The 20,350-nt window shown below is 50.8% G+C and carries 16 protein-coding genes; 12 read left to right on the forward strand and 4 right to left on the reverse strand.

The genetic code is table 11. The features are described from left to right. Nucleotides 1-121 precede the first annotated feature (121 nt). The gene (locus ABFZ84_RS08015) at nt 122-571 is read left to right on the forward strand and encodes a hypothetical protein (RefSeq protein WP_369313459.1); all 450 of its coding nucleotides are present in this window, start codon (nt 122-124) and stop codon (nt 569-571) included. 61 nt (nt 572-632) lie between these two features. On the opposite strand, the gene ABFZ84_RS08020 is transcribed toward ABFZ84_RS08015, so the two are convergent. Next, a complete protein-coding gene (locus tag ABFZ84_RS08020) occupies nt 633-2,738 on the reverse strand; it encodes an AsmA family protein (protein WP_369313460.1) in 2,106 nt (701 codons plus the stop codon). A gap of 265 nt (nt 2,739-3,003) precedes the next feature. Here ABFZ84_RS08020 and ABFZ84_RS08025 point away from each other — a divergent pair, with 265 nt between their 5' ends. From ABFZ84_RS08025 to alaS, 6 genes are all read left to right on the forward strand, one after another. Further along, nucleotides 3,004-4,407 (forward strand): efflux RND transporter periplasmic adaptor subunit, encoded by a 1,404-nt coding sequence (locus ABFZ84_RS08025; protein ID WP_369313461.1) that lies wholly within the window; start codon nt 3,004-3,006, stop codon nt 4,405-4,407. A gap of 32 nt (nt 4,408-4,439) precedes the next feature. After that, on the forward strand, nt 4,440-6,374 hold the full coding sequence (locus tag ABFZ84_RS08030; protein ID WP_369313462.1) for a MacB family efflux pump subunit: 1,935 nt from the start codon (nt 4,440-4,442) through the stop codon (nt 6,372-6,374). Between the two features lie 5 nt (nt 6,375-6,379). After that, nucleotides 6,380-7,741, forward strand: a complete 1,362-nt coding sequence (locus tag ABFZ84_RS08035; protein ID WP_369313464.1) for an efflux transporter outer membrane subunit — start codon at nt 6,380-6,382, stop codon at nt 7,739-7,741. 230 nt (nt 7,742-7,971) lie between these two features. Then, entirely contained in the window at nt 7,972-9,060 is a 1,089-nt protein-coding gene (recA, locus tag ABFZ84_RS08040; RefSeq protein ID WP_369313465.1) for a recombinase RecA, read from the forward strand. A 134-nt stretch (nt 9,061-9,194) separates the two neighbouring features. Beyond that, nucleotides 9,195-9,566: a VOC family protein gene (locus tag ABFZ84_RS08045; RefSeq protein WP_369313466.1), complete on the forward strand. Its 372-nt coding sequence runs from the start codon at nt 9,195-9,197 to the stop codon at nt 9,564-9,566. A gap of 152 nt (nt 9,567-9,718) precedes the next feature. Further along, nucleotides 9,719-12,373: an alanine--tRNA ligase gene (alaS, locus tag ABFZ84_RS08050; protein WP_369313467.1), complete on the forward strand. Its 2,655-nt coding sequence runs from the start codon at nt 9,719-9,721 to the stop codon at nt 12,371-12,373. Here alaS and ABFZ84_RS08055 read toward each other — a convergent pair. The 3 genes from ABFZ84_RS08055 to ABFZ84_RS08065 form a co-directional block, all read right to left on the reverse strand. After that, nucleotides 12,370-13,011, reverse strand: a complete 642-nt coding sequence (locus ABFZ84_RS08055; protein WP_369313468.1) for a head GIN domain-containing protein — start codon at nt 13,009-13,011, stop codon at nt 12,370-12,372. The genes alaS and ABFZ84_RS08055 overlap by 4 nt on opposite strands. Nucleotides 13,012-13,033: 22 nt before the next feature. Beyond that, nucleotides 13,034-13,687 (reverse strand): GIN domain-containing protein, encoded by a 654-nt coding sequence (locus tag ABFZ84_RS08060; RefSeq protein ID WP_369313469.1) that lies wholly within the window; start codon nt 13,685-13,687, stop codon nt 13,034-13,036. 204 nt (nt 13,688-13,891) lie between these two features. Then, complete coding sequence (locus ABFZ84_RS08065; RefSeq protein WP_369313470.1) at nt 13,892-15,106, reverse strand: NADP-dependent isocitrate dehydrogenase; 1,215 nt, start codon at nt 15,104-15,106, stop codon at nt 13,892-13,894. Nucleotides 15,107-15,271: 165 nt separating this feature from the next. Here ABFZ84_RS08065 and ABFZ84_RS08070 point away from each other — a divergent pair, with 165 nt between their 5' ends. The 5 genes from ABFZ84_RS08070 (at nt 15,272) to rpsD (ending at nt 20,021) form a co-directional block, all read left to right on the forward strand. Continuing rightward, nucleotides 15,272-16,072 (forward strand): RNA methyltransferase, encoded by an 801-nt coding sequence (locus tag ABFZ84_RS08070; protein WP_369313471.1) that lies wholly within the window; start codon nt 15,272-15,274, stop codon nt 16,070-16,072. Between the two features lie 36 nt (nt 16,073-16,108). After that, the gene (locus ABFZ84_RS08075; protein ID WP_369313473.1) at nt 16,109-16,858 is read left to right on the forward strand and encodes a queuosine precursor transporter; all 750 of its coding nucleotides are present in this window, start codon (nt 16,109-16,111) and stop codon (nt 16,856-16,858) included. A gap of 101 nt (nt 16,859-16,959) precedes the next feature. Next, the gene (locus tag ABFZ84_RS08080) at nt 16,960-18,471 is read left to right on the forward strand and encodes a flavin-containing monooxygenase (protein ID WP_369313474.1); all 1,512 of its coding nucleotides are present in this window, start codon (nt 16,960-16,962) and stop codon (nt 18,469-18,471) included. A 145-nt stretch (nt 18,472-18,616) separates the two neighbouring features. After that, nucleotides 18,617-19,216: a VPLPA-CTERM sorting domain-containing protein gene (locus tag ABFZ84_RS08085; RefSeq protein ID WP_369313475.1), complete on the forward strand. Its 600-nt coding sequence runs from the start codon at nt 18,617-18,619 to the stop codon at nt 19,214-19,216. A 187-nt stretch (nt 19,217-19,403) separates the two neighbouring features. Next, on the forward strand, nt 19,404-20,021 hold the full coding sequence (gene rpsD, locus ABFZ84_RS08090; protein ID WP_369313477.1) for a 30S ribosomal protein S4: 618 nt from the start codon (nt 19,404-19,406) through the stop codon (nt 20,019-20,021). Nucleotides 20,022-20,350 lie beyond the last annotated feature (329 nt).

Genomic DNA, 20,350 nt, shown 5'->3' on the forward strand with positions numbered 1-20,350 from the left:
TTTTGAAGGCCCCACGCCGTAGCAAAGGGCTACGGTTGTCGCAACTGATAAACCGATTGAAATTGACCTGCGGATGCGATGAGAGGGGAGATTCTCACGTTGTATCGGATTGAACAGTTCGATGATGTTTTTCAAAATACCCCCTAGTTGGCGTAAAAAAGCAATGAAGAGAGCAAATCAAAAGGCTCAAGAAAAGGGGGCTATGATGCCATCACCTGAATATGAAGAGGCACCGCGTTCAAGCGCTGCTTGGTTATATATTCCCGTATTGTTAATTTTATTCCTAGGCGGAGCGTTGTCATTCGGCGCGTATTTTTTTGGCGATACCCAACTCAGTATAGCTGAATCTTTAGTGGCGGGATATGTCGGCGTAGCAGCAATGATCGTCGCCATCATAATGACTATTGTGGGACTGGTGTTAGGGTTGGTCGGCGCGTTATTCGGAATTGCCACAGCGGGTGGGGCTGTTCTGTTTACGCTGTTTATTATCGGATCGCCGATTATAGCATTGGTATTGATCGTGGTGTTAATGCGCCGTTCTAAGTGTCCAAACCCAGCCGCTCACGAATAAGGTGCGCGCTTGGCATTAGGTTTAAAAAAGGCCGCCTTTAACGGGGCGGCCTTTTTTTGTTTTATTGTGGATCGCTTTGCTGCTCGTCTTCGGCGGCTGGTTTTTTCTTTTTGCTGCCAAAGAGCGCGTTCAGCCCTTCGTTGATAAGTATTTCCTCCGTCGAAGGCGCTTGCGCATTTTCGTCGGTTTCATTGTCTGTAGTGCTTGGTTGCTTGCCGAATAGATCGTCGATAATAGTTTTCCTAGGATCAGTCTTTTCGGTTTCACCGTTTTCTGTTTCGCTGCCTTCAGCATCGTCTTTGTTACGGTTCTTCAAAAGGTTTTGAAGACCGCGTTGCAGACCCGATTTCGCCAATGACTCTGCATCAACACCAATCGTTGGTTTCGAAAACGTACCGCCGATGCGCACCGGAATGGATATCGCACGGCCACCTTCGCCAGTTAATGTAGACATTGCCTTAGGTGATAACCGAAGATCGATTGTCTGCTGCGCGAGGTTTATGGTCCCATTACCTGACATGTTCAGATATGGTCCATTCATCGTGATTGTTGGGGCATTCACAAGCCCATTGGTGATCGAAAAGTCAGACAAAAATTCTGAGAAATCGGTCTGTTTTGATGGTCCGCGTGCCTCGGCCACAGCGCGCTGGAGCGCCGTTGGATTGAACCCTTGTTGAAATTCACCTACAGCGCGGACGAGACCCGCAATGTTGACGCCTTTGAGCGCGCCATCCGCGAGGTCAAATCCGCCTGCGCCGTCAATGCTGTTCATGATGGCGGCTTGGCTAGCGCCACTGGCGTTGAAGTTGAATTTGAATGACCCCAGTCCCAATAAGTTATCGTGTTTCAACAAGTCTTTTGAAAGTGGTTGTGCGCGAACGGCGTTCATGTCGAAATTGCCGGCAAAGGATGGTGTTGCACTGCGGGCATTGAGCACAAAACGACCAGAGCCTTGTCCACCATACATCGACAGTTCCGGAATTTCAGCGGTCATACGCCCCGCATCAACGATAAGCTTGATGCGGCTTTCACCCATTTCGAGATCATTGACATAAATAGCATTCGTCGAAATATCGAAAGCAGCATCCATGTTCCGCAAGCTGGAGAAATCCATTTTGGCATTTGACCATGCAGGGAAGCCATCAGGGCTTGTTGCGGGCGGCGGCATATAAGGGCGAAGGTCAAGTTTATCCGTAGAAAGAACGCCGTCCGCTTTTGGCCGTTGTCCTGACCAATCTAAATTAACAGCACCTTTCGCAGTGATGTCATCGAAAACAATCGTGGCATCGCCCAAGCGTGCAGAATTTTCATTACCGTCAATATTTCCTTGAACGGAAAGTTTGTCAAAGCCGGGTGCCTCAGCCAGCTCGGTACCCATTAGCGCGGCAAGGGCAGGAAGGTCTGGCGCGTTAATTGTTGTGGGACCGGAATACTCAATACCATTTTTCGTTGCGACCGTTAGATCAGCACCGGCGCTGGCCTCGCCTATTTTCAGGTTAAGCTTCAGGTTGCCCGGCTCGTCGGACATGATATCGGAAAGGCTTGTTAGAACCATATCAACCGTTGCTGGCGATCCTTGTAAGGTCATATCCCCACGAGCTTCGAGCGGTTCCGTCAGGCTTTTTAGAATGATTGTGAGGTTGATGTTCTCGGCCGTGTATTTTTGCCCCGCGGCGGCATCCGCATATGTCGCCGAGCCTTCGACGATGCGAACGTCGCCCAGTTTTAACTCGCGCAAAGAGCCGGATGATTCCGCGCTTGTGGTCTCCGATGTTTCGGTTGTGGCCAAATTCCAATTTATGTCGCCAGCTTTGTTTCGCGTCAGGTTGATTTCTGGGCGTGTCAAAATGAACCGGTCAATCTCAACGCTTTCTGACAATAGCGGTAGTAATTTTACACCGATGTCAGCTTCTTCTACGCGAATGAGATAGGGCGCTTCGAACCCATCTTCGTTTGCGATCTGAAGGTCTTTAACGTGAAAGGCGGTGCGCGGAAAAATCCGAAACGAAAGGTCGTCGCCAATAGTGACCTCTCGGCCAACCGCATTTGACGCTGCTGTTTCAATCCGCGCCTTAAAGGCGGAGACAGGAATGAGCCCCGGCAGAAACAGGACGACGGCGAGGGCGATACCGACTAAAGCGACAAGTAAAAATAGAATACGGCTCATGATGTCTCTTTCGCGATTTATTTGATTCCGGGGAAAGACCCGTCTTTGCATAACACATTTAACGGAAAACCACTCCCAATCCAGCAGCAGGCTTCGGAGTCAGTCTAGTTTATGGGCGTATTTTTACGCGCTGATTGTGACAATTCCAAGGGGCGCGGATGTAAGGCTACGGCGTCAGAATTTGGTGCAAACTCGTGTGAAACCGCCGCTGCCGTAATCATGACGTAATTAAGCCGCGAAATGATCAAGATAAGAACGGGCCTTTATGCGACGGAATTTCCGTAATGTACCGTTTGACATAATGAATACCCGTCCGCCCTTTACCCTACCTGCGAGAAAAACTGTCATGCGCCTATCAAACACAATTAGGAACAACCGAAAATTGGTGTTGCTCGTCATTGTCGCGGCGATCGTTGCCGCAGGTTGGCTGGTTATGCGAAGCGTCAATGAAAAGCCGACATACCAAACCTCTGTTGTCACCACGGGGGATCTCGAGGTTTCAATTTCGGCATCAGGTAAAGTACAGCCGAAAAACTATGTGGATGTGGGGGCGCAGGTTTCTGGTCAGTTGGAAACATTTTTCATTGAGGTTGGCGATAGTGTAGAAAAAGGTGAGCTGTTAGCACAAATTGACGAGACGCTTGCCGCAACGAAGGTCGAGGCTGATCGCGCGCAGCTAAAAGAAACCCAAGCAAGCTATGCCCAGCAAGAAGCATCGCTGGAGCTATCAAAGGCAAATGCCGTACGCGCTGAGATGTTGTTTGCAGCCGACGCGATTTCTGAGGCTGAGTACCAAGCCGCAGTTGCCGACAAGAAAATTGCGCTAGCGCGTTTAACCCAGCTTGAAGCGCAGATAGAGCGACAGAATTCTACGCTCGAAGCCGATTTAGCAACGCTTGAATTCACAAAAATCTATGCCCCCATTTCTGGCACTGTGGTCTCGCAAAGTGCGGTGGAGGGACAAACCCTAAACGCAAACCAAACCACCCCAACTATTCTGCGCATTGCCGATTTGTCAGTGATGACAGTAGAAGCCGAAGTCTCTGAGGCAGATGTATTGCGGGTAACCAAAGGCCAGGATGCCTATTTTACGACGCTTGGCGGTGAAGAAAAATGGCAGAGTACGGTTCGGCAGGTTCTTCCGCAGCCGGAGGTTTTGAACGATGTGGTACTTTACAAAGTTCTTCTCGACGTTGCGAACAAAGGTGATGTTCTAAAGCCCGAAATGACAGCGCAGGTCTTTTTCGTATCCGGGCGCGCGACGGATACGGTGTTAGCACCGGTCGCAGCATTGCGCGATGGCCGCGCCGGCAGAGGTGAGCGGGGCGAACGTGGGCGACAATCAGAACGAAGCGGCCTCATGTCGGCCAATGCCCAAGAAGCGAATAGCGAAGCACAACGCAATCCCAACCGTGATGCCATGCGCGATATTATTCGTGAAAACCCCGATGCTGAACGTAAAATGGTACTAGTCATGCGTGACGGGAAGCCAGAACCGCAACCTGTTTTGGTTGGCATTAAAAGCCGCACGCAGGCTGAAATTTTGTTTGGGCTAGAGCCTGGTGACGAGCTTGTCATCGGCGAGGCTCAGGTTCAGCGGCCTACACGACAGGGAAACGGTGATCGTTCGAACCGTCCGCGCGGTATGGGACGGCGTGGCCCGCGCTAACTCTATCAATAGTAAAAGAGCTTGAGATTAAAATGCCAGCCCTGATCAGCCTTGAAAATGTGAGCCGCGTTTACGGAAGTGGTGATGCCGAAGTACGCGCACTTGATGGTGTTAGCCTAACCATCGACGCAGGTGAGTTCGTGGCCATTGTCGGGCAATCGGGGTCTGGTAAATCCACCCTGATGAATATTCTGGGGTGCCTCGACCGGCCAACGGGCGGGTCATACCATGTTCGCGGCATTGAAATATCTTCGCTCGGTCCCGATCAGTTGGCTGGCTTGCGCCGCGAGACATTTGGGTTCGTGTTTCAGCGTTACAATTTGCTTGCGACAGCATCTGCAGCGGAGAACGTCGAAATCCCGGCGATCTATGCGGGAATTGACCGGACCGAACGCCAAGTACGTTCACAAGAGTTATTACAAAAGCTGGGCATTGGTGATCGTGGCCATCATAAACCGAGTGAGCTCTCGGGTGGTCAACAACAACGCGTCGCGGTGGCACGTGCGTTGATGAATGACGCCGAGATAATTCTAGCTGATGAACCAACGGGCGCACTTGATTCAGGTTCAAGCGAAGAATTGCTTCGTCTTTTGGAAGATTTACACAAGGCCGGACGCACCATCATTCTTATTACCCATGATCAATCGGTTGCCGCGCGCGCAAAACGGGTCGTTGAGATTAAGGACGGTAAAATCGTTTCCGACACTGGCGCGACAACGAAGCGATCTGAAAATACGCTATATGAACGTGCGAGCCAGGAAAGCTCTGCGTGGATGCAATTTAGTGAAGCTGTGAAAATGGCGTTTCGGTCGCTTCATGCAAATCTTTTCCGGACGTCGCTGACGTTGCTTGGCGTTGTAATCGGCGTTTCGGCGGTGGTCGCTATGCTGGCAATTGGCGAAGGCAGCCAAAAACAAGTGGTCGCCAGTATTGAAACGATGGGCGCAAATCTTTTGTTCGTAAGACCCGGCGCGCCGGGAACAAGAATCCGCGGATCGGCGATTGCGACTTTAACCGAAGAAGACGCTGCGCAACTGGCTGAGTTAGAGAATGTGATCGCTGCTGTTCCAAGTCGAAGCGGGAGTGAAACATTACGTGCGGGAGGGGCAGATTATAAAACAACTGTTGATGGTGTAACGCCAGCATGGGTTATTGCCAAAAACTGGCCAATGGCACACGGAACATTCTTCACTGACGAAGATGAAACCCGGCGTGCGGCGGTCGTCGTTCTCGGTGCGACAGTCGCCGACAGCCTATTTGATAATCAAGCAGCGGCGATTGGCGAATATGTATTTATTGGCTCTACGCCGTTTGAGGTCGGGGGCGTGTTGGCCGCCAAGGGCGCAACCGCTTGGGGCCAAGATATGGACGACATTGCGCTTGTGCCGTTGAGCACCGGTATGATGCGGATTTTTGGTCAAAACTACCTTAGCTCGATTACGGTTGCGGTCGAAGATGCCAAGAAAATCAGTGAAACCGAAGCGGCGGCAGAATCCCTGTTGCTGGCGCGACATGGTGGTGTCGTTGATTTTAATTTGCGGAACACCGCGTCTATTTTGGAATCTGTTGAAGAAACTCAAAACGCATTTTCTATGTTGTTGGGGTCGGTCGCCGCAATCTCTCTTATCGTGGGCGGTATCGGTGTGATGAACATTATGCTGGTTAGTGTTAGCGAGAGAACACGGGAAATTGGTGTACGGATGGCAACGGGTGCTCGCCGGTCAGATATCATGATGCAGTTTAATACTGAGGCGTTGGTCGTCGGCGGTATGGGCGGCTTATTAGGTGTCTTGATTGGGCTTGGGGTTTCTTTGGCGCTTGCGACGAGTGGCATGTCGATCGCGATAACACCGACGCCGGCGATTCTTGCATTTAGCTCTGCATTGGCGATTGGCCTCATTTTTGGATTTATGCCGGCGCGCAAAGCGGCGCGACTTGATCCCGTTATCGCATTGGCTTCGGAGTAATACGGATGAAAAAAGTTCTTTTAGCCACAACCTGTTTGATGTTGACGGCCTGCACCACAGTACAGCCCCGGAAGGCGACACCAATCGGGATGCCCACAGCCTATGATTTTGCGAGAGAAAACGAGTCCATAACAGAACAAGACACAGTTTGGTGGGAACATTTCGGCGACCCGGCGTTAAGCGCATTAATCGAACAGGCACTGGCTGAAAATCAAGATATTGAAGCCGGATTGGCCGCCGTTCGTGCTTCTCGCGCTGCTGTGCGTGTGACCAATGCGTCTCTTTATCCTCAGCTCAGTGCGGGAGGTTCTGCAAATTCTAATTCCGATGATGGATTAGACGATTTTTCGGCCTCTGCGCGTGGGACGGCGTCTTATCAGCTTGATCTTTTTGGTCAGAACCAAGCTAGCCGCGCATCGGCGACGGCAAATTATGAATCTCAATACTTTAATCAACGGACGTTGGAATTGACAATTTCTTCGGATGTTGCATTCAACTATTTTTCGGTCCTCACACTTCGGCACCGGCTGGAAGTGGCCCAATCTAATCTTACGATTTCCGAGCGGATCAATGAGATTGTAAAGGCTCGTTACGAGGCCGGTAGTGTGTCGCGGTTTGATCTAACTAGTCAGGAGGCTGCCGTTGCAAATGCCCGTGCGCGGCTTCCCCAAATTGAGCAACAACTTGTCAGTATAGAAACGGCACTTGCTATTTTGCTTGGGCAAACCCCGCAAGGTTATGCCGCACCTAGCGGAGAGCTTTTGGCTATGGTGCCGCCAGATATTAATCCAGGGTTGCCATCAGATTTATTGTTGCGTCGCCCGGATCTATTAAGTGCTGAGGCACAGCTGCGTGCAGCCGACGCAGATATCGCCGGCGCACGCGCGGCATTTTTTCCAAGCATTGACCTTAGCGCAGGTGTAAATGCTGGGCTGACCGGCGGCACGAGCGTGCTGGGCACGCTCGCAAGTTCGCTCTCTGTGCCAATATTCAGCGGTGGGCGTCTAGAAGGGCAATTAGAAAGTGCTAATGCGCGCGCCGATCAACAGCTTGCCCGCTATCGCCAGGCGACGCTTAATGCATTGCGTGACGTCGATGTGAGCTTGAGTGCGTTAACAACGGCGGAGAAGCGCGAGGTTCAGCTAGAGATTGCTCGGCGCGCATCGGACCAATCACTCCAGCTCGCGGAGCTTCGCTATAAAACTGGGGCCGATGATTTAACGAGCTTATTGAATGCTCAAACAACTGCGTTCAATGCGGCGGATAGTTTGTTCCAAGGACGGCTTGATCGCTTGTCGGCGGCTATTGATTTATTCGTCGCGATGGGCGGCGGATGGGCCGACGCACCAACATGGGCCAGCTTATAGCGTCGCCCGTTTTTCGTCGGTACGGCGAACCCGAATCGGGGGAAGGTCTCACTCCAGAAAATTCATGAATATGGATAACCTCGGAAGTAAAGGTGCGCGAACATAATTGGAACATTTTGTAAAAAATGTTATATTTCAATGCATTAATTTCTATTGTAAATTGAGAACAAATAGCGTACATAGGTTTTCACATTGACAGGGCGCGGTCCTGTGATGCAACGGAGGCGGCGGTGAATAAAGGCGGATTACGAGTGGTGGATACGGGCAAAGTGGATAAGTCAAAAGCATTGGAATCAGCGATCTCGCAGATCGATAAGGCATTCGGTAAGGGTTCGTTGATGCGCCTTGGTGATCGCGAAGTGGTTGATATCGAATCGATTTCAACAGGCTCAATCGGTCTTGATATTGCCTTGGGTATTGGTGGGCTTCCAAAAGGTCGCGTGATTGAAATTTATGGCCCAGAGAGTTCGGGTAAAACGACTTTAGCATTACATGTCGCGGCCGAAACTCAGCGAAAAGGCGGTACGGCTGCCTTTGTGGACGCCGAACATGCGCTTGATCCGATTTATGCCCAAAAACTTGGGGTCAACCTTGATGATTTGCTGATTTCCCAGCCAGATACCGGTGAGCAAGCACTTGAAATTGCAGATACTTTGGTGCGCTCTGGCGCTGTAGATGTTTTGGTGGTCGACTCGGTTGCTGCTTTAACCCCTCGGGCAGAACTAGAGGGCGACATGGGTGATTCGTTACCGGGTCTTCAGGCGCGCTTGATGAGCCAAGCGCTCAGAAAGCTTACAGGGTCCATTTCAAAATCGAATACGCTGGTGATCTTCATCAATCAGATCCGAATGAAGATCGGGGTGATGTTTGGTTCTCCTGAAACGACGACTGGTGGGAATGCGCTTAAATTCTATTCTTCGGTGCGTCTCGATATTCGCCGGATTGGTGCCATCAAAAATCGCGACGAAGTTGTGGGTAATCAGACCCGAGTCAAAGTCGTTAAGAATAAGGTGGCTCCGCCATTTAAGCAGGTAGAATTCGACATCATGTATGGCGAAGGCATCTCGAAAATGGGCGAATTGATCGATCTCGGTGTAAAAGCCGAAGTGGTCGAGAAATCGGGTTCGTGGTTCTCTTATAATTCTGAACGTGTGGGGCAGGGGCGTGAAAATGCGAAACAGTTCCTGCGCGACAATCCCGCAATGGCGGCTGAGATTGAGACTGCTATTCGGCAGAATGCTGGTCTTGTCGCCGAAGAAATGCTGACTGGTGAAAACGCTAGCGATAGCGGCGATGACGAAGCTGCTGCCGAAGCATAACGCTTAAGGGTATCCACCGGCTGTTAGCATAGGTGCCCTTTCTATAGGTTTGGGCATGATGCTCGGGGGAAAGATATTGGGTGATTTGCATATTCGACTGTCGAATGTGCGTTACGCTAAAAACGGAGGATATCATGCTTGGATACGTAATGCTGGGAACAAATGATTTTGAGAAATCAGTGGCGTTCTATGATACGCTTTTGGGGGAAATGGGGGCAAAGCGTATCTTAGAGGGGGATAGTTTTGTTGCTTGGGGTGTAGACCCTAATCAGGCTGGTCTCGCGGTTTGCAAACCATATGATGGCCAGCCAGCCACGGTGGGCAATGGCTCTATGTCGGCGATTGCATGCGATAAGCCTGAAACGGTGGATAAGTTATACAAAAAGGCGATTTCCCTCGGTGCGACGGATGAGGGGGCTGCGGGGCCACGGGGCGAAAATTTTTACGCGGGCTACTTCCGTGACCTAGATGGCAATAAGCTCAACTTTTTCTGTATTCCTGGATAGGTGCCTGTAATCGGCAGTTAGCGGTTGAGTGCTCAATCGGCGTTCCTTGTGTATTGTCTAGACGAGTGGCTTTGATAGCCTTATGACCATGAACCGCGCGCGCCCTTTAGGCGGCGCGGTTTTTTAAATGTATATGAACAGGCCCATTTCGCATGACGTCGTTAAAAGATATCCGGTCACAATTTTTGAGTTTCTTCGCTGAACAAGACCATTTTATCGTGCCGTCAGCGCCGCTCATTCCTCAAAACGACCCGACACTCTTGTTTGTGAATGCCGGTATGGTTCCGTTCAAGAATACTTTCACGGGTGCTGAAAAACGCGACTATGTTCGGGCAACATCATCGCAAAAATGCGTTCGCGCAGGTGGTAAGCATAACGATCTTGATAACGTAGGATATACTGCGCGCCATCATACATTTTTTGAAATGCTGGGTAATTTTTCTTTTGGTGATTATTTCAAGGAACAAGCAATTCAATCGGCATGGAGCTTGGTGCATAAAGAATTTGGGCTGCCAGCTGATAAGCTGACCGTTACTGTTTATCATACAGATGACGAAGCATTCGATTTGTGGCGTAAAATTTCAGGATTGCCGGAAGATCGGATCATCCGTATCGCGACTAATGACAATTATTGGGCTATGGGTGATACCGGCCCGTGTGGGCCGTGCTCTGAGATTTTCTTTGATCATGGCGATCATATTCCGGGCGGCCCTCCAGGATCGCCAGACGAAGACGGTGACCGATTTATTGAAATTTGGAATCTCGTTTTCATGCAGTTTGACCGAATGCCCGGCGGTAAAGAAGTTCCCCTGCCTAAACCTTCGATAGATACGGGTATGGGGCTTGAACGCATCGCGGCAGTGCTTCAAGGCGTTCATGATAATTACGATGTAGACCTGTTCAAAACACTTATCGCTGCATCCGTTGACCTTACGGGTCGGCCGGCGACGGGTGATGATGCCCCGGCGCACCGCGTTATTGCCGATCATTTGCGCGCAACAAGCTTTCTTATTGCTGATGGCATTGCGCCATCTAATGAAGGGCGTGGTTATGTATTGCGCCGCATCATGCGCCGCGCGATGCGATATGCTCATGGTCTCGGTGCCCGCGATCCATTGATGAACCGGCTTGCACCCGTGCTTGTTCGGGAAATGGGGGGCGCGTTTCCCGAATTGGTTCGTGCTGAAACGCTAATCGTTGAGACTTTACGGTCAGAGGAAGAAAAGTTTAAAAGCTTGCTTGAGCGAGGATTGAAACTTCTTGATGAAGAAACATCCGGCCTTGAGAGTGATGCTCCGCTTCCGGGCGCGGCGGCGTTTAAACTCTATGATACTTTTGGTTTCCCATTGGATTTGACACAAGATGCACTGCGCCGTCAGGGGCGCGAAGTTGATGTGGCAGGTTTTGAAACGGCTATGAAAGCGCAACGCGAGGCTGCGCGTGCGGCATGGGCCGGATCTGGCGATGCCGCAGATGAATCCGTTTGGTTTGATTTGCGTACGGAATATGGCGCGAGTGAATTCCTCGGTTATATCCACGACACGACCGAAGGCGTCATCCAAGCCATCGTTCGTGACGGTAAGCCTGTGGAGAGGGCTGACGCTGGCGACAATGTTGAGATCATTGTCAATCAGACACCGTTTTATGCAGAATCTGGCGGTCAGGCCGGCGATGCGGGTGTGGTGAAATCTGAAAGTGGCGCGAGTATCGTCGTTAAGGACACGAAGAAACGAGTGAATGCGCTTCATGGGCATATAGGCAAAGTTGAGAATGGCTCTGTCAGTGTCGGTGACGCCGTAACACTTTCTATTGATGTTCCGCGGAGAAACCGAACTCGGGCAAATCACTCTGCGACACATCTCGTTCATGCAGCATTACGTGAAGTGCTCGGTGATCATGTGGCGCAAAAAGGGTCTTTGGTTGCGGAAGACCGGATGCGGTTTGATATCACAAATCCAAAAGCAATATCCGAGTCGGAAATTTCAGAAGTCGAGCGCCGTGTAAATGCAGTTATCAGGCAAAATTCAAAAGTTGATACACGGATAATGCCTTATGATGATGCCGTGAAGTCCGGCGCTATCGCACTTTTCGGTGAAAAATACGATGATGATGTTCGTGTGTTAACAATGGGGCATTCCCTCGAGGGTGACGACAAGCCCTATTCGGTCGAACTTTGCGGGGGAACCCATGTTCGCAATCTCGGTGATATTGCGATATTTAAAATTGTCGGGGAGAGCGCGGTTTCGGCAGGTGTTCGCCGTATCGAAGCGGTGACGGGAGAGGCGGCGCGGCTTTATTTGGAAAATCAGGCGAATCTCGCACGGTCTGCTTCGGAAATTTTGAAAACCTCTATTGAAGATTTACCCCAGCGGGTTGAGGTGCTGGTCGCAGAACGTCGTAAACTAGAGCGCGAACTGTCCGAGGCCAAGAAGCAATTAGCCCTTGGGGGTGGTTCGACTTCGGCTGAAGATCAGGTCTTAGAGATTGCTGGGGTTAAATTTATCGGGAAGGTTCTCGATGGTGTCGCTGCTAAAGATCTGCGCGGATTGGTTGATCAGGCCAAGAAGCAACTCGGTTCTGGCGTCGCAGCTTTTGTCAGTGTGAATGGCGGCAAGGCAGCACTTGCTGTTGGCGTTACCGATGACCTGAAAGAACGCCTGTCAGCGGTTGAGTTGGTGCGCGTTGGCGCGAGCGCCATCGGTGGAGCTGGTGGTGGTGGTCGTCCGGATATGGCCCAAGCGGGCGGGCCCGATGGCAACAATGCATCCGAGGCGATCAATTCTATTGAACGGGCAATTAGCGCTTAGTCGCGAATAGACACGTTACCGCCAGAAGATTTTTCAATATTCGTCTGGGTCGGATTGCCATATACGGTTACGTTTCCACCGCTGGAGGCGTCTGCGCTTACACTCCGCGAGGCATAAACATTCAGATTTGCTCCGGATGACACGTCCGCTTCGACTGAATCACAACGTAATTTTTCGGCGTCGAGTTTTGCGCCGCTGCTGCCGTCGGCTTCGAGGTCTGAACAATGCCCCCGAAGTTCCGCGCGAGCGCCACTTGAAACCGATACTTCAAAGTCTGATGCGTCGATGCCATCTGCAAACAGCGATGACCCACTTGAAATTTCGGCTTCCTCAAGCGACGGCATTTCGATGTAAATAGTGACCTTTGAATTTTTGCGACCAAAGAATGCACCGCGCTCACGGCCAATTTCTAGACTGTCATCATCCAATTCAATTCTGAGGCGATCAATAGCTTCTTGCGACCCTTCTGCACGGATCGAAAAGTCTTTGCCGACTCGTGCTTCAACATAAATACCGGTGGAAATATCAAGCTGATCGAACCCGGTGATATCGTAGGTTTTTGTCTCAGCCATTGCCGGGGTAAGCGATAGCGCCAATGCTGCGCCAACAATAGATGTTAGTGAAGTTGAAGCTTTCATCTTTAATCCTCGTTCCGGTTGTTTAGTGGCGACTAGCCTGTGAAGCGGGGCGGATTTTTATCTGCCCGCCCGAAGACTTGTCGATGAATACACGTTCTGGAGCACCGTAGATTGCCATGTGACCACCGCTGGATGCGTCGGCAACGATGGATTGTTTGACGGAAACTTCGCCATGCCCGCCGCTAGATACATCGACGTTGGCGCTCACGCATGTTAGTTTGTGTGCTGTTAAATTGGCACCGCTTGAAATATCAACCGAGCAATCATCGCTGCGCCCATCGACAACTACATAAGAACCGCTTGATAAATCAGCATAGAATGTGGGTGTGTCGATCTTTGACAACGTTGACGTCGAGCCAGACGAAGCTTCAATGCCGGTGATTTTTGGCACCGTTACCACGACGCGGTAATCAGCTTTTTTTTGATGCCAACGTAGGCGATTGAATTCTCTAGTGACTATTAGGGTGCGGTTTTTCACGCTGATGTGGAAATCACTGAAATCGCCATCGGTGGATTGAACTACGACTGATTGGGGTGTGCCGACGGTGGCATCCATCACGATTCCGGCCGATATATCTATGCGCTCAAATTCGGCCAGATCAAAACTACGATCTTCTGCGGCAGCGGGCAGGCTCGCCGCGATAAACAGCCCAACAATAAGTGCGCAACGGTTCATTCAGGTTCTCCAGACGGGATCAATACGCGTATCCCGATAATGGTACCATGCTGCCACGCAGCCAAATGAATTACGAGATATATGCGGTGAGCTGCCGGTTAATTGCGGGGGGAGGAGAGAAATTGGCGTAAAAACTGGGCGGTAAACGCATTTCGGGAGGGTATCCCCCTCCCGAAACCAATAAAATGCTCAGTAAATCTGACCTTAATTGGCCATGGCTTTGCGGAAATTTTCGTCAACTTTTTCGAGGAAACCCGTGGTTGTAAGCCATTTTTGTTCGGCACCGATCAAGAGCGCGAGGTCTTTCGTCATATAGCCGCCTTCGACTGTTTTGATGACAGTTTGCTCTAGGGTGGTGGCGAAATTGGTTAGTTCTTGATTGCCGTCAAGTTTACCGCGGTGTGCGAGGCCACGTGTCCAAGCAAAAATTGACGCGATAGAGTTCGTCGAAGTTTCTTCGCCGCGTTGGTGCGCACGGTAATGACGTGTGACCGTACCATGTGCGGCTTCGGCTTCGACTGTCTTTCCGTCTGGTGACATGAGTACCGATGACATGAGGCCGAGTGAACCAAAGCCTTGCGCAACTGTATCTGACTGTACGTCGCCATCATAGTTTTTACACGCCCAAACATACCCGCCGGACCATTTCATGCAGGCCGCGACCATATCGTCGATCAAACGGTGTTCATAAACCAGATTGTGTTCAGCGAATTTTTCTTTGAATTCGGCTTCGTACATATCGGCGAAGATATCTTTGAAACGACCATCATATTTTTTCATGATGGTGTTCTTGGTTGATAGGTAAAGTGGGTATTTGCGCTGTAGAGCATAGTTAAAGCAGGCGCGGGCGAAATCTTGGATCGATGCATCAAGATTGTACATGCCCATATAGATGCCAGCGCTCGGTGCGTCGAACACTTCATGTTCAATGGTTTCGCCATTTTTGCCTTCCCATTTCAGGGAAAGCTTGCCTTCGCTCGGGAAGAGCATGTCGGTGGCGCGATACTGATCGCCGAATGCGTGGCGGCCGATGATGACCGGCTGCGTCCAGCCAGGCACGAGGCGAGGAACGTTACGGATGATGATTGGCTCGCGGAAAACAACGCCGCCAAGAATGTTACGGATAGTGCCGTTTGGCGACCGCCACATTTTCTTGAGGCCAAATTCTTCGACGCGCGCTTCATCAGGTGTGATGGTCGCGCATTTTACGGCCACGCCGTATTTTTTTGTCGCTTCGGCAGCATCGATGGTGATTTGGTCGTCTGTCGCATCTCGGCTTTCCATACCGAGGTCGAAATATTTCAAATCCAGATCGAGATAAGGATAAATCAGCTTATCCTTAATCATCTGCCAGATGATGCGGGTCATTTCATCCCCGTCCATTTCAACGACTGGATTTTCAACTTTGATTTTCTGCATGGAATTTCCTACCGGACGTAATGAATGCGCTATGAATGCGCGTAATGATGATTTCTAATTAAGGTGGGCGTGGCGCTCTTAGCATTGGGTGCCGCCTCGTGGAAGGGGGGCGCGCCCATTACCGCCCCGAATAGCGAATTTTTGAGTGAGGCAAGCCGAAAGGCAATGATAGACAAGACGATAACCAACCCACAGGCTCCAGGCCGGGTCGCGCGCCGGGATGGCCGAGGAACTTTGGGTGCCGCCCCGATTTTTGTACTGGTCGAGCCACAAATGGGCGAAAATATAGGGGCTTGCGCCCGGGCAATGCTGAATTTCGGGCTGTCCGGCCTTCGGTTGGTGAATCCGCGTGATGGCTGGCCGAATGAGCGTGCCGGCGCGATGGCGGCGGGGGCGACCATCGTTATTGACCAAGCACAAGTATTCGACGCCACGGCCGATGCAATCGCTGACTGCCAATACGTCGTAGCGACCACGGCCCGTCCTCGTGAAGCGTTGTTGCCGGTTTTGACCCCGAATGAAGCAGCGAACGCGCTGAAAAAGCGAATCAGTAATGGCGAAAAATGTGCGGTTCTGTTCGGTGGCGAGCGTTCGGGATTGGCTACAAAAGACGTGGTGCACGCAGATGCGATTGTCTCAATTCCCGTAAATCCGGCATTTGCATCGCTCAATCTTGGGCAGGCCGCGCTTTTAATCGCTTATGAATGGGCCATTGCCGATGGTCGAGAAGCCGTCGCCGTGGCGGCCCCCGATCTGATGCCTGCAACCAAGGAAGATTTCGAAAGGTTTTTTGGACATCTGATCGAAGAGTTGGATAGAGCGGGATATTTTTATCCTGAAGACAGGCGCCTTAATCGGCAGCATAAGCTCAAGGCGGCCTTCCAACGTGCAGGGCTTACGGAAAAAGAAGTAAGCGCGTTGCGTGGCGTAATTAAAGCCCTCGTGATGGGGGCGAAGAATAAATAAAAGTGTGTACTGATAATACCTGAATTGAGATTTTTAATGAGCCAGCACAATAACGTTGAGCGTATTGACCAAGCCGATGCGCTTAGCGGACATCGCTTTAAATACTATGATTTTGCAATGGCGGCATTTGTCGCGATTTTAGTTTGTTCCAATTTGATTGGAGCGGCGAAGTTGGTTCAGTTCTTCGAGTTCAACATTGGCGGCTGGAATGTTGGTATGTTCGGTGCGGGCATTTTGTTCTTCCCGCTCTCTTATGTTCTTGGGGATGTTTTGACCGAAGTCTATGGCTATGCGCGGGCGCGGCGCGTCGTGTGGATGGGATTCGCAGCCGTGATGTTCATGGCGCTCATGTCATGGGTCGTTGTTGCTATGCCGCCAGCACCGGGTTGGGAAGGGCAGGCAGCCTATGAAGCAGTGTTTGGTCTAACCCCCCGGATTGTCATCGCATCTATGGTTGCATTTTGGGCTGGCGAGATGGCGAATGCATTTGTGATGGCACGGATGAAGGTCATATCCGGCGGTAAGCACCTCTGGCAGCGGACGATCGGCTCGACCGTGGTTGGACAGGGCGTCGACAGTTTACTGTTCTATCCGATTGCGTTCCTCGGCATTTGGTCGGTGAACCAAGTGCTGACAGTGTTGGCCACAAATTACTTGCTTAAAGTTCTTTGGGAGGCCGTGTTGACCCCTGTGACCTATCGAGTTGTGCATGCGCTCAAGCGGGCTGAGGGCGTTGATGTCTATGATAGCGAAACGGCATTCACACCGTTCTCGATCAAGTCCTGATCAGCATGCTTGCGAAGGATAAAAAAACCTGAGTAAACTCATCGGTGTATCGATGATGTAAGCGGTGGCGTTTGTGTCGGCGGTGCAGCGAGGTAATGAAAATGCCTGACGATCACAAACAGAGCTTTGCGGTAAAGCCGGACAGATCTCGGACGGGGGGTGGGCCACGCATCGCAATACTGGGTGCCGGCTTTTCTGGGCTTGGTATGGCAATCCGTTTGCGACAAGAGGGTCACGAAAATTTTGTCATTTACGAAAAGGCCGACGAGGTAGGCGGCACATGGCGCGAAAACACCTATCCGGGTGTCGCGTGTGATGTACCGTCACATCTTTATTCATTCTCGTTTGAACCCAATCCGAATTGGTCAAAGCGCTACTCACCGGGCCCGGAGATATTGGATTATCTAAAGCATTGCGCTCAGAAATATGACCTCTACCGATCAATTTCGTTTGGAAAGACAATAACCTCGATCCGGCATGACGGGACGCGCTGGCATATCGAGTTTTCAAACAATGAAACAGCTACCGCGGATATTGTTATCAGCGGGTTAGGCGGGCTTCATGAACCGAACTTCCCGAATTTGCCGGGCATGAATGATTTTGATGGGCCGATGTTTCACACGGCGCAATGGCGCGAAGATGTGGACCTCAGTGGAAAGCGTGTCGCAATCGTTGGATCCGCCGCTAGTGCTGTTCAGGTCATCCCCGAAATCGTTAAGCAAGTTGCGCATCTCGATATTTATCAACGAACACCAAATTGGGTTATGGCGCGGGATAGTTATGCCTATCCCAAATGGCTTAAAGCGATTTTCAAGCGCGTCCCAATTTTGGCGCGCATATACCGTGGTCAATATTTCTCGATGGCTGAGTGGCGGTTTGCTTTATTCAAAAACAAGGAGTCTCGGATAAAGCGGCTATCGCGCAAGCTGTTTACAAAACATATGGAAGCGCAGGTGCCGGAACCTAGCTTGCGTAAAAAGCTAACGCCGACTTATCCAATCGGCTGCAAGCGCATTTTGATCTCGGACGATTATTTGCCTGCGGTTCAACGCGACAATGTTGATTTGATTACAGATGGAATTGAATGTTTCACCACTCATGGCATTCGCTCGGCTGGTGGCCGCGAACGTGATGTGGACGTCGTAATTTTGGCAACAGGCTTTAAGCCGTTCGATATTCTCGACTCAATCGGGGTCATTGGCCCGTCCGGCACGAGCCTTAAAGAAAGCTGGAAAAACGGAGTGGTTGCGCATCGAACAGTTGCGGCACCAGGGTTTCCGAATTTCTTTTTGTTGCTTGGTCCAAATTCCGGTTTGGGGCACAATTCTGTGGTTCTAATGATCGAAGCGCAGGTCAACTATATTCTCAAACTACTTAAAACTGCGGAAATTGGCGACCATCATTTGATTGAGCCTTCAGCCGCCGCCACGAAAGCTTTCGATGCGCGGTTACAAACCGATTTGCAAAGTCGGGTTTGGGCGTCTGATTGCGGGGCATGGTATGTGGACGAAAATGGCCGGAATTTCACGCTTTACCCCCATAGTGTCCGGGAGTATCTGCGAGAAATGAAGACACCGGATTTAAGTGAGTATGTTGTCACTGAACTGGTGTAAATTCTCCTTTTAATTGTAATGAAGAAGTTCACTCAATTCAGGGCCGTAATTTCCTGAAATTTTAGCTCAACTTTTATTGAAAACACTTGTGCGTTCGCGAAATAAGTGCCTTTTGGGGGGCGAGTAACTGTAGTGGGGAAGACCTATGTTGAAATTCTGCGTTTCGGCCTTTGCGGCCATCATGGCTTTCGCGATTGTACCAGCGCATGCAGGCCTAGTTTATATCGGGACCTATGGTGGGAACGATAACGTCTCCGGTAACAATAATGGCCAAAATAACGACATTTCGGATGAGATTTTTGCGTTTAATGGCGACACAACGGTTGAGCAATTAGCAAAAATTGATGTCTGTAATCCAACCTCAGATCAGGACTGCTTACCAAATGGGCAAAAGCCATCTAATGGCGCGGTAAACGCATCAGCGTTTACACTCGTCAATAATGGGGCCGCTGGTTCTGTTGATTTTGATCTGACCGGGACAGGCTACGGGCTAGAATATGTTGTTTTGAAAGCAAGCAATAACTTTGCGTTGTTTTACTGGGATATGGACCCGTTGGTTGGCTCATTCTTATGGCAAATTGCTGGCTTCATCACCAATAATGGTGGCCAGGTGCCGGATCTTTCGCACATCACCTTTTATGGCGGCGAGGCAGTGAGCGACGTCCCGCTACCGGCTGCTGTATGGTTGATGGGCGCTGGCTTGGCGGGCCTTGGTTTTTCAAGCCGCCGGAAAAAAGCGGCCTAAGAAAAGCCTAGAAATGGATGTTTCTGGAAAACCCGCCAACTGGCGGGTTTTTCATTTTCATAATGTTTGACTCGGATAGGACGCACCGGTATAGCCGGGCGCTCTGAAACGGGAAGACGCGTGGACCGCCGTTTTTATCGCATCAAAGATTGGCTTTGATGCCGGGCCGCGTCGTAAGTGAGGAAGAATGTCTAAGCGTATTAACGCCAAGCACAAGCTTGACCGCCGCGTTGGCGAAAACGTCTGGGGTCGCCCAAAATCACCTATCAACAAGCGTGACTACGGTCCCGGCATGCACGGCCAGCGCCGCAAAGGCAAGAAGTCTGACTTCGGCCTACAGTTAATGGCGAAACAAAAGCTTAAAGGCTATTACGGCAGCATTTCAGAAAAGCATTTCGAACGCACATATAATGAAGCCGTTCGTCGCCGTGGTAACACCGCCGAGAACCTGATTGGCCTTCTTGAATGCCGTCTTGACGCGCTCGTATATCGCGCGAAGTTCGTGCCGACTGTGTTCGCCGCTCGTCAGTTTGTGAACCACGGCCACGTTATGCTCAATGGCGTGAAAACAAATATCCCATCAGCGCGCGTGAAGCCTGGGGATGTTGTTGAAATTAAAGAGAAATCAAAGAATATGGCGCTGGTTCTCGAAGCGCTGCAAAGCGCCGAGCGCGATATTCCTGATTATATTGAAGTTGATCCTAAGAAGATGACAGTGACCATTCTGCGCATTCCGGAATTTGCTGAAGTTCCTTACCCGTGCACGATGGAGCCAAATCTGGTCGTCGAATATTACTCTTCGTAAATTCGAACTTCATCGCGAATCAAAAAAGGCTGCCTTCGGGCGGTCTTTTTTTGTGCGCGAAAATCGGTTCGTCGCACCAAAGACTCCATTTGTCCCGCCTAAGAGGCGGTTCATCCTGTTGTTTGAGCGCAACAGCATTGATCGAAGTGGGCCGAAAACTTCACGAAACTGACATAACCACGTGAGGTTCGCCATGATCTGGATATAGTTTTAACAAGTCTGGCAGGGGTGCGGGCCCACAAGTTTACACCGGAGGGGGTGTAAGGGTCGGAGCCGTTGCTGGTTTATGGATCATGCAAGGGAGCACAATATGTCCAAACCTGTAATGC

Source organism: Hyphococcus lacteus, assembly GCF_041058985.1.
In the GTDB taxonomy this organism is placed as follows: domain Bacteria; phylum Pseudomonadota; class Alphaproteobacteria; order Caulobacterales; family Parvularculaceae; genus Hyphococcus; species Hyphococcus lacteus.

Coding starts and splice junctions, on each gene's coding strand:
- ABFZ84_RS08015 (WP_369313459.1), top strand. CDS start 122: ATGATGTTTTTCAAAATACCCCCTAGTTGGCGTAAAAAAGCAATGAAG.
- ABFZ84_RS08020 (WP_369313460.1), bottom strand. CDS start 2,738: ATGAGCCGTATTCTATTTTTACTTGTCGCTTTAGTCGGTATCGCCCTC.
- ABFZ84_RS08025 (WP_369313461.1), top strand. CDS start 3,004: ATGCGACGGAATTTCCGTAATGTACCGTTTGACATAATGAATACCCGT.
- ABFZ84_RS08030 (WP_369313462.1), top strand. CDS start 4,440: ATGCCAGCCCTGATCAGCCTTGAAAATGTGAGCCGCGTTTACGGAAGT.
- ABFZ84_RS08035 (WP_369313464.1), top strand. CDS start 6,380: ATGAAAAAAGTTCTTTTAGCCACAACCTGTTTGATGTTGACGGCCTGC.
- ABFZ84_RS08045 (WP_369313466.1), top strand. CDS start 9,195: ATGCTTGGATACGTAATGCTGGGAACAAATGATTTTGAGAAATCAGTG.
- alaS (WP_369313467.1), top strand. CDS start 9,719: ATGACGTCGTTAAAAGATATCCGGTCACAATTTTTGAGTTTCTTCGCT.
- ABFZ84_RS08055 (WP_369313468.1), bottom strand. CDS start 13,011: ATGAAAGCTTCAACTTCACTAACATCTATTGTTGGCGCAGCATTGGCG.
- ABFZ84_RS08060 (WP_369313469.1), bottom strand. CDS start 13,687: ATGAACCGTTGCGCACTTATTGTTGGGCTGTTTATCGCGGCGAGCCTG.
- ABFZ84_RS08065 (WP_369313470.1), bottom strand. CDS start 15,106: ATGCAGAAAATCAAAGTTGAAAATCCAGTCGTTGAAATGGACGGGGAT.
- ABFZ84_RS08070 (WP_369313471.1), top strand. CDS start 15,272: ATGATAGACAAGACGATAACCAACCCACAGGCTCCAGGCCGGGTCGCG.
- ABFZ84_RS08075 (WP_369313473.1), top strand. CDS start 16,109: ATGAGCCAGCACAATAACGTTGAGCGTATTGACCAAGCCGATGCGCTT.
- ABFZ84_RS08080 (WP_369313474.1), top strand. CDS start 16,960: ATGCCTGACGATCACAAACAGAGCTTTGCGGTAAAGCCGGACAGATCT.
- ABFZ84_RS08085 (WP_369313475.1), top strand. CDS start 18,617: ATGTTGAAATTCTGCGTTTCGGCCTTTGCGGCCATCATGGCTTTCGCG.
- rpsD (WP_369313477.1), top strand. CDS start 19,404: ATGTCTAAGCGTATTAACGCCAAGCACAAGCTTGACCGCCGCGTTGGC.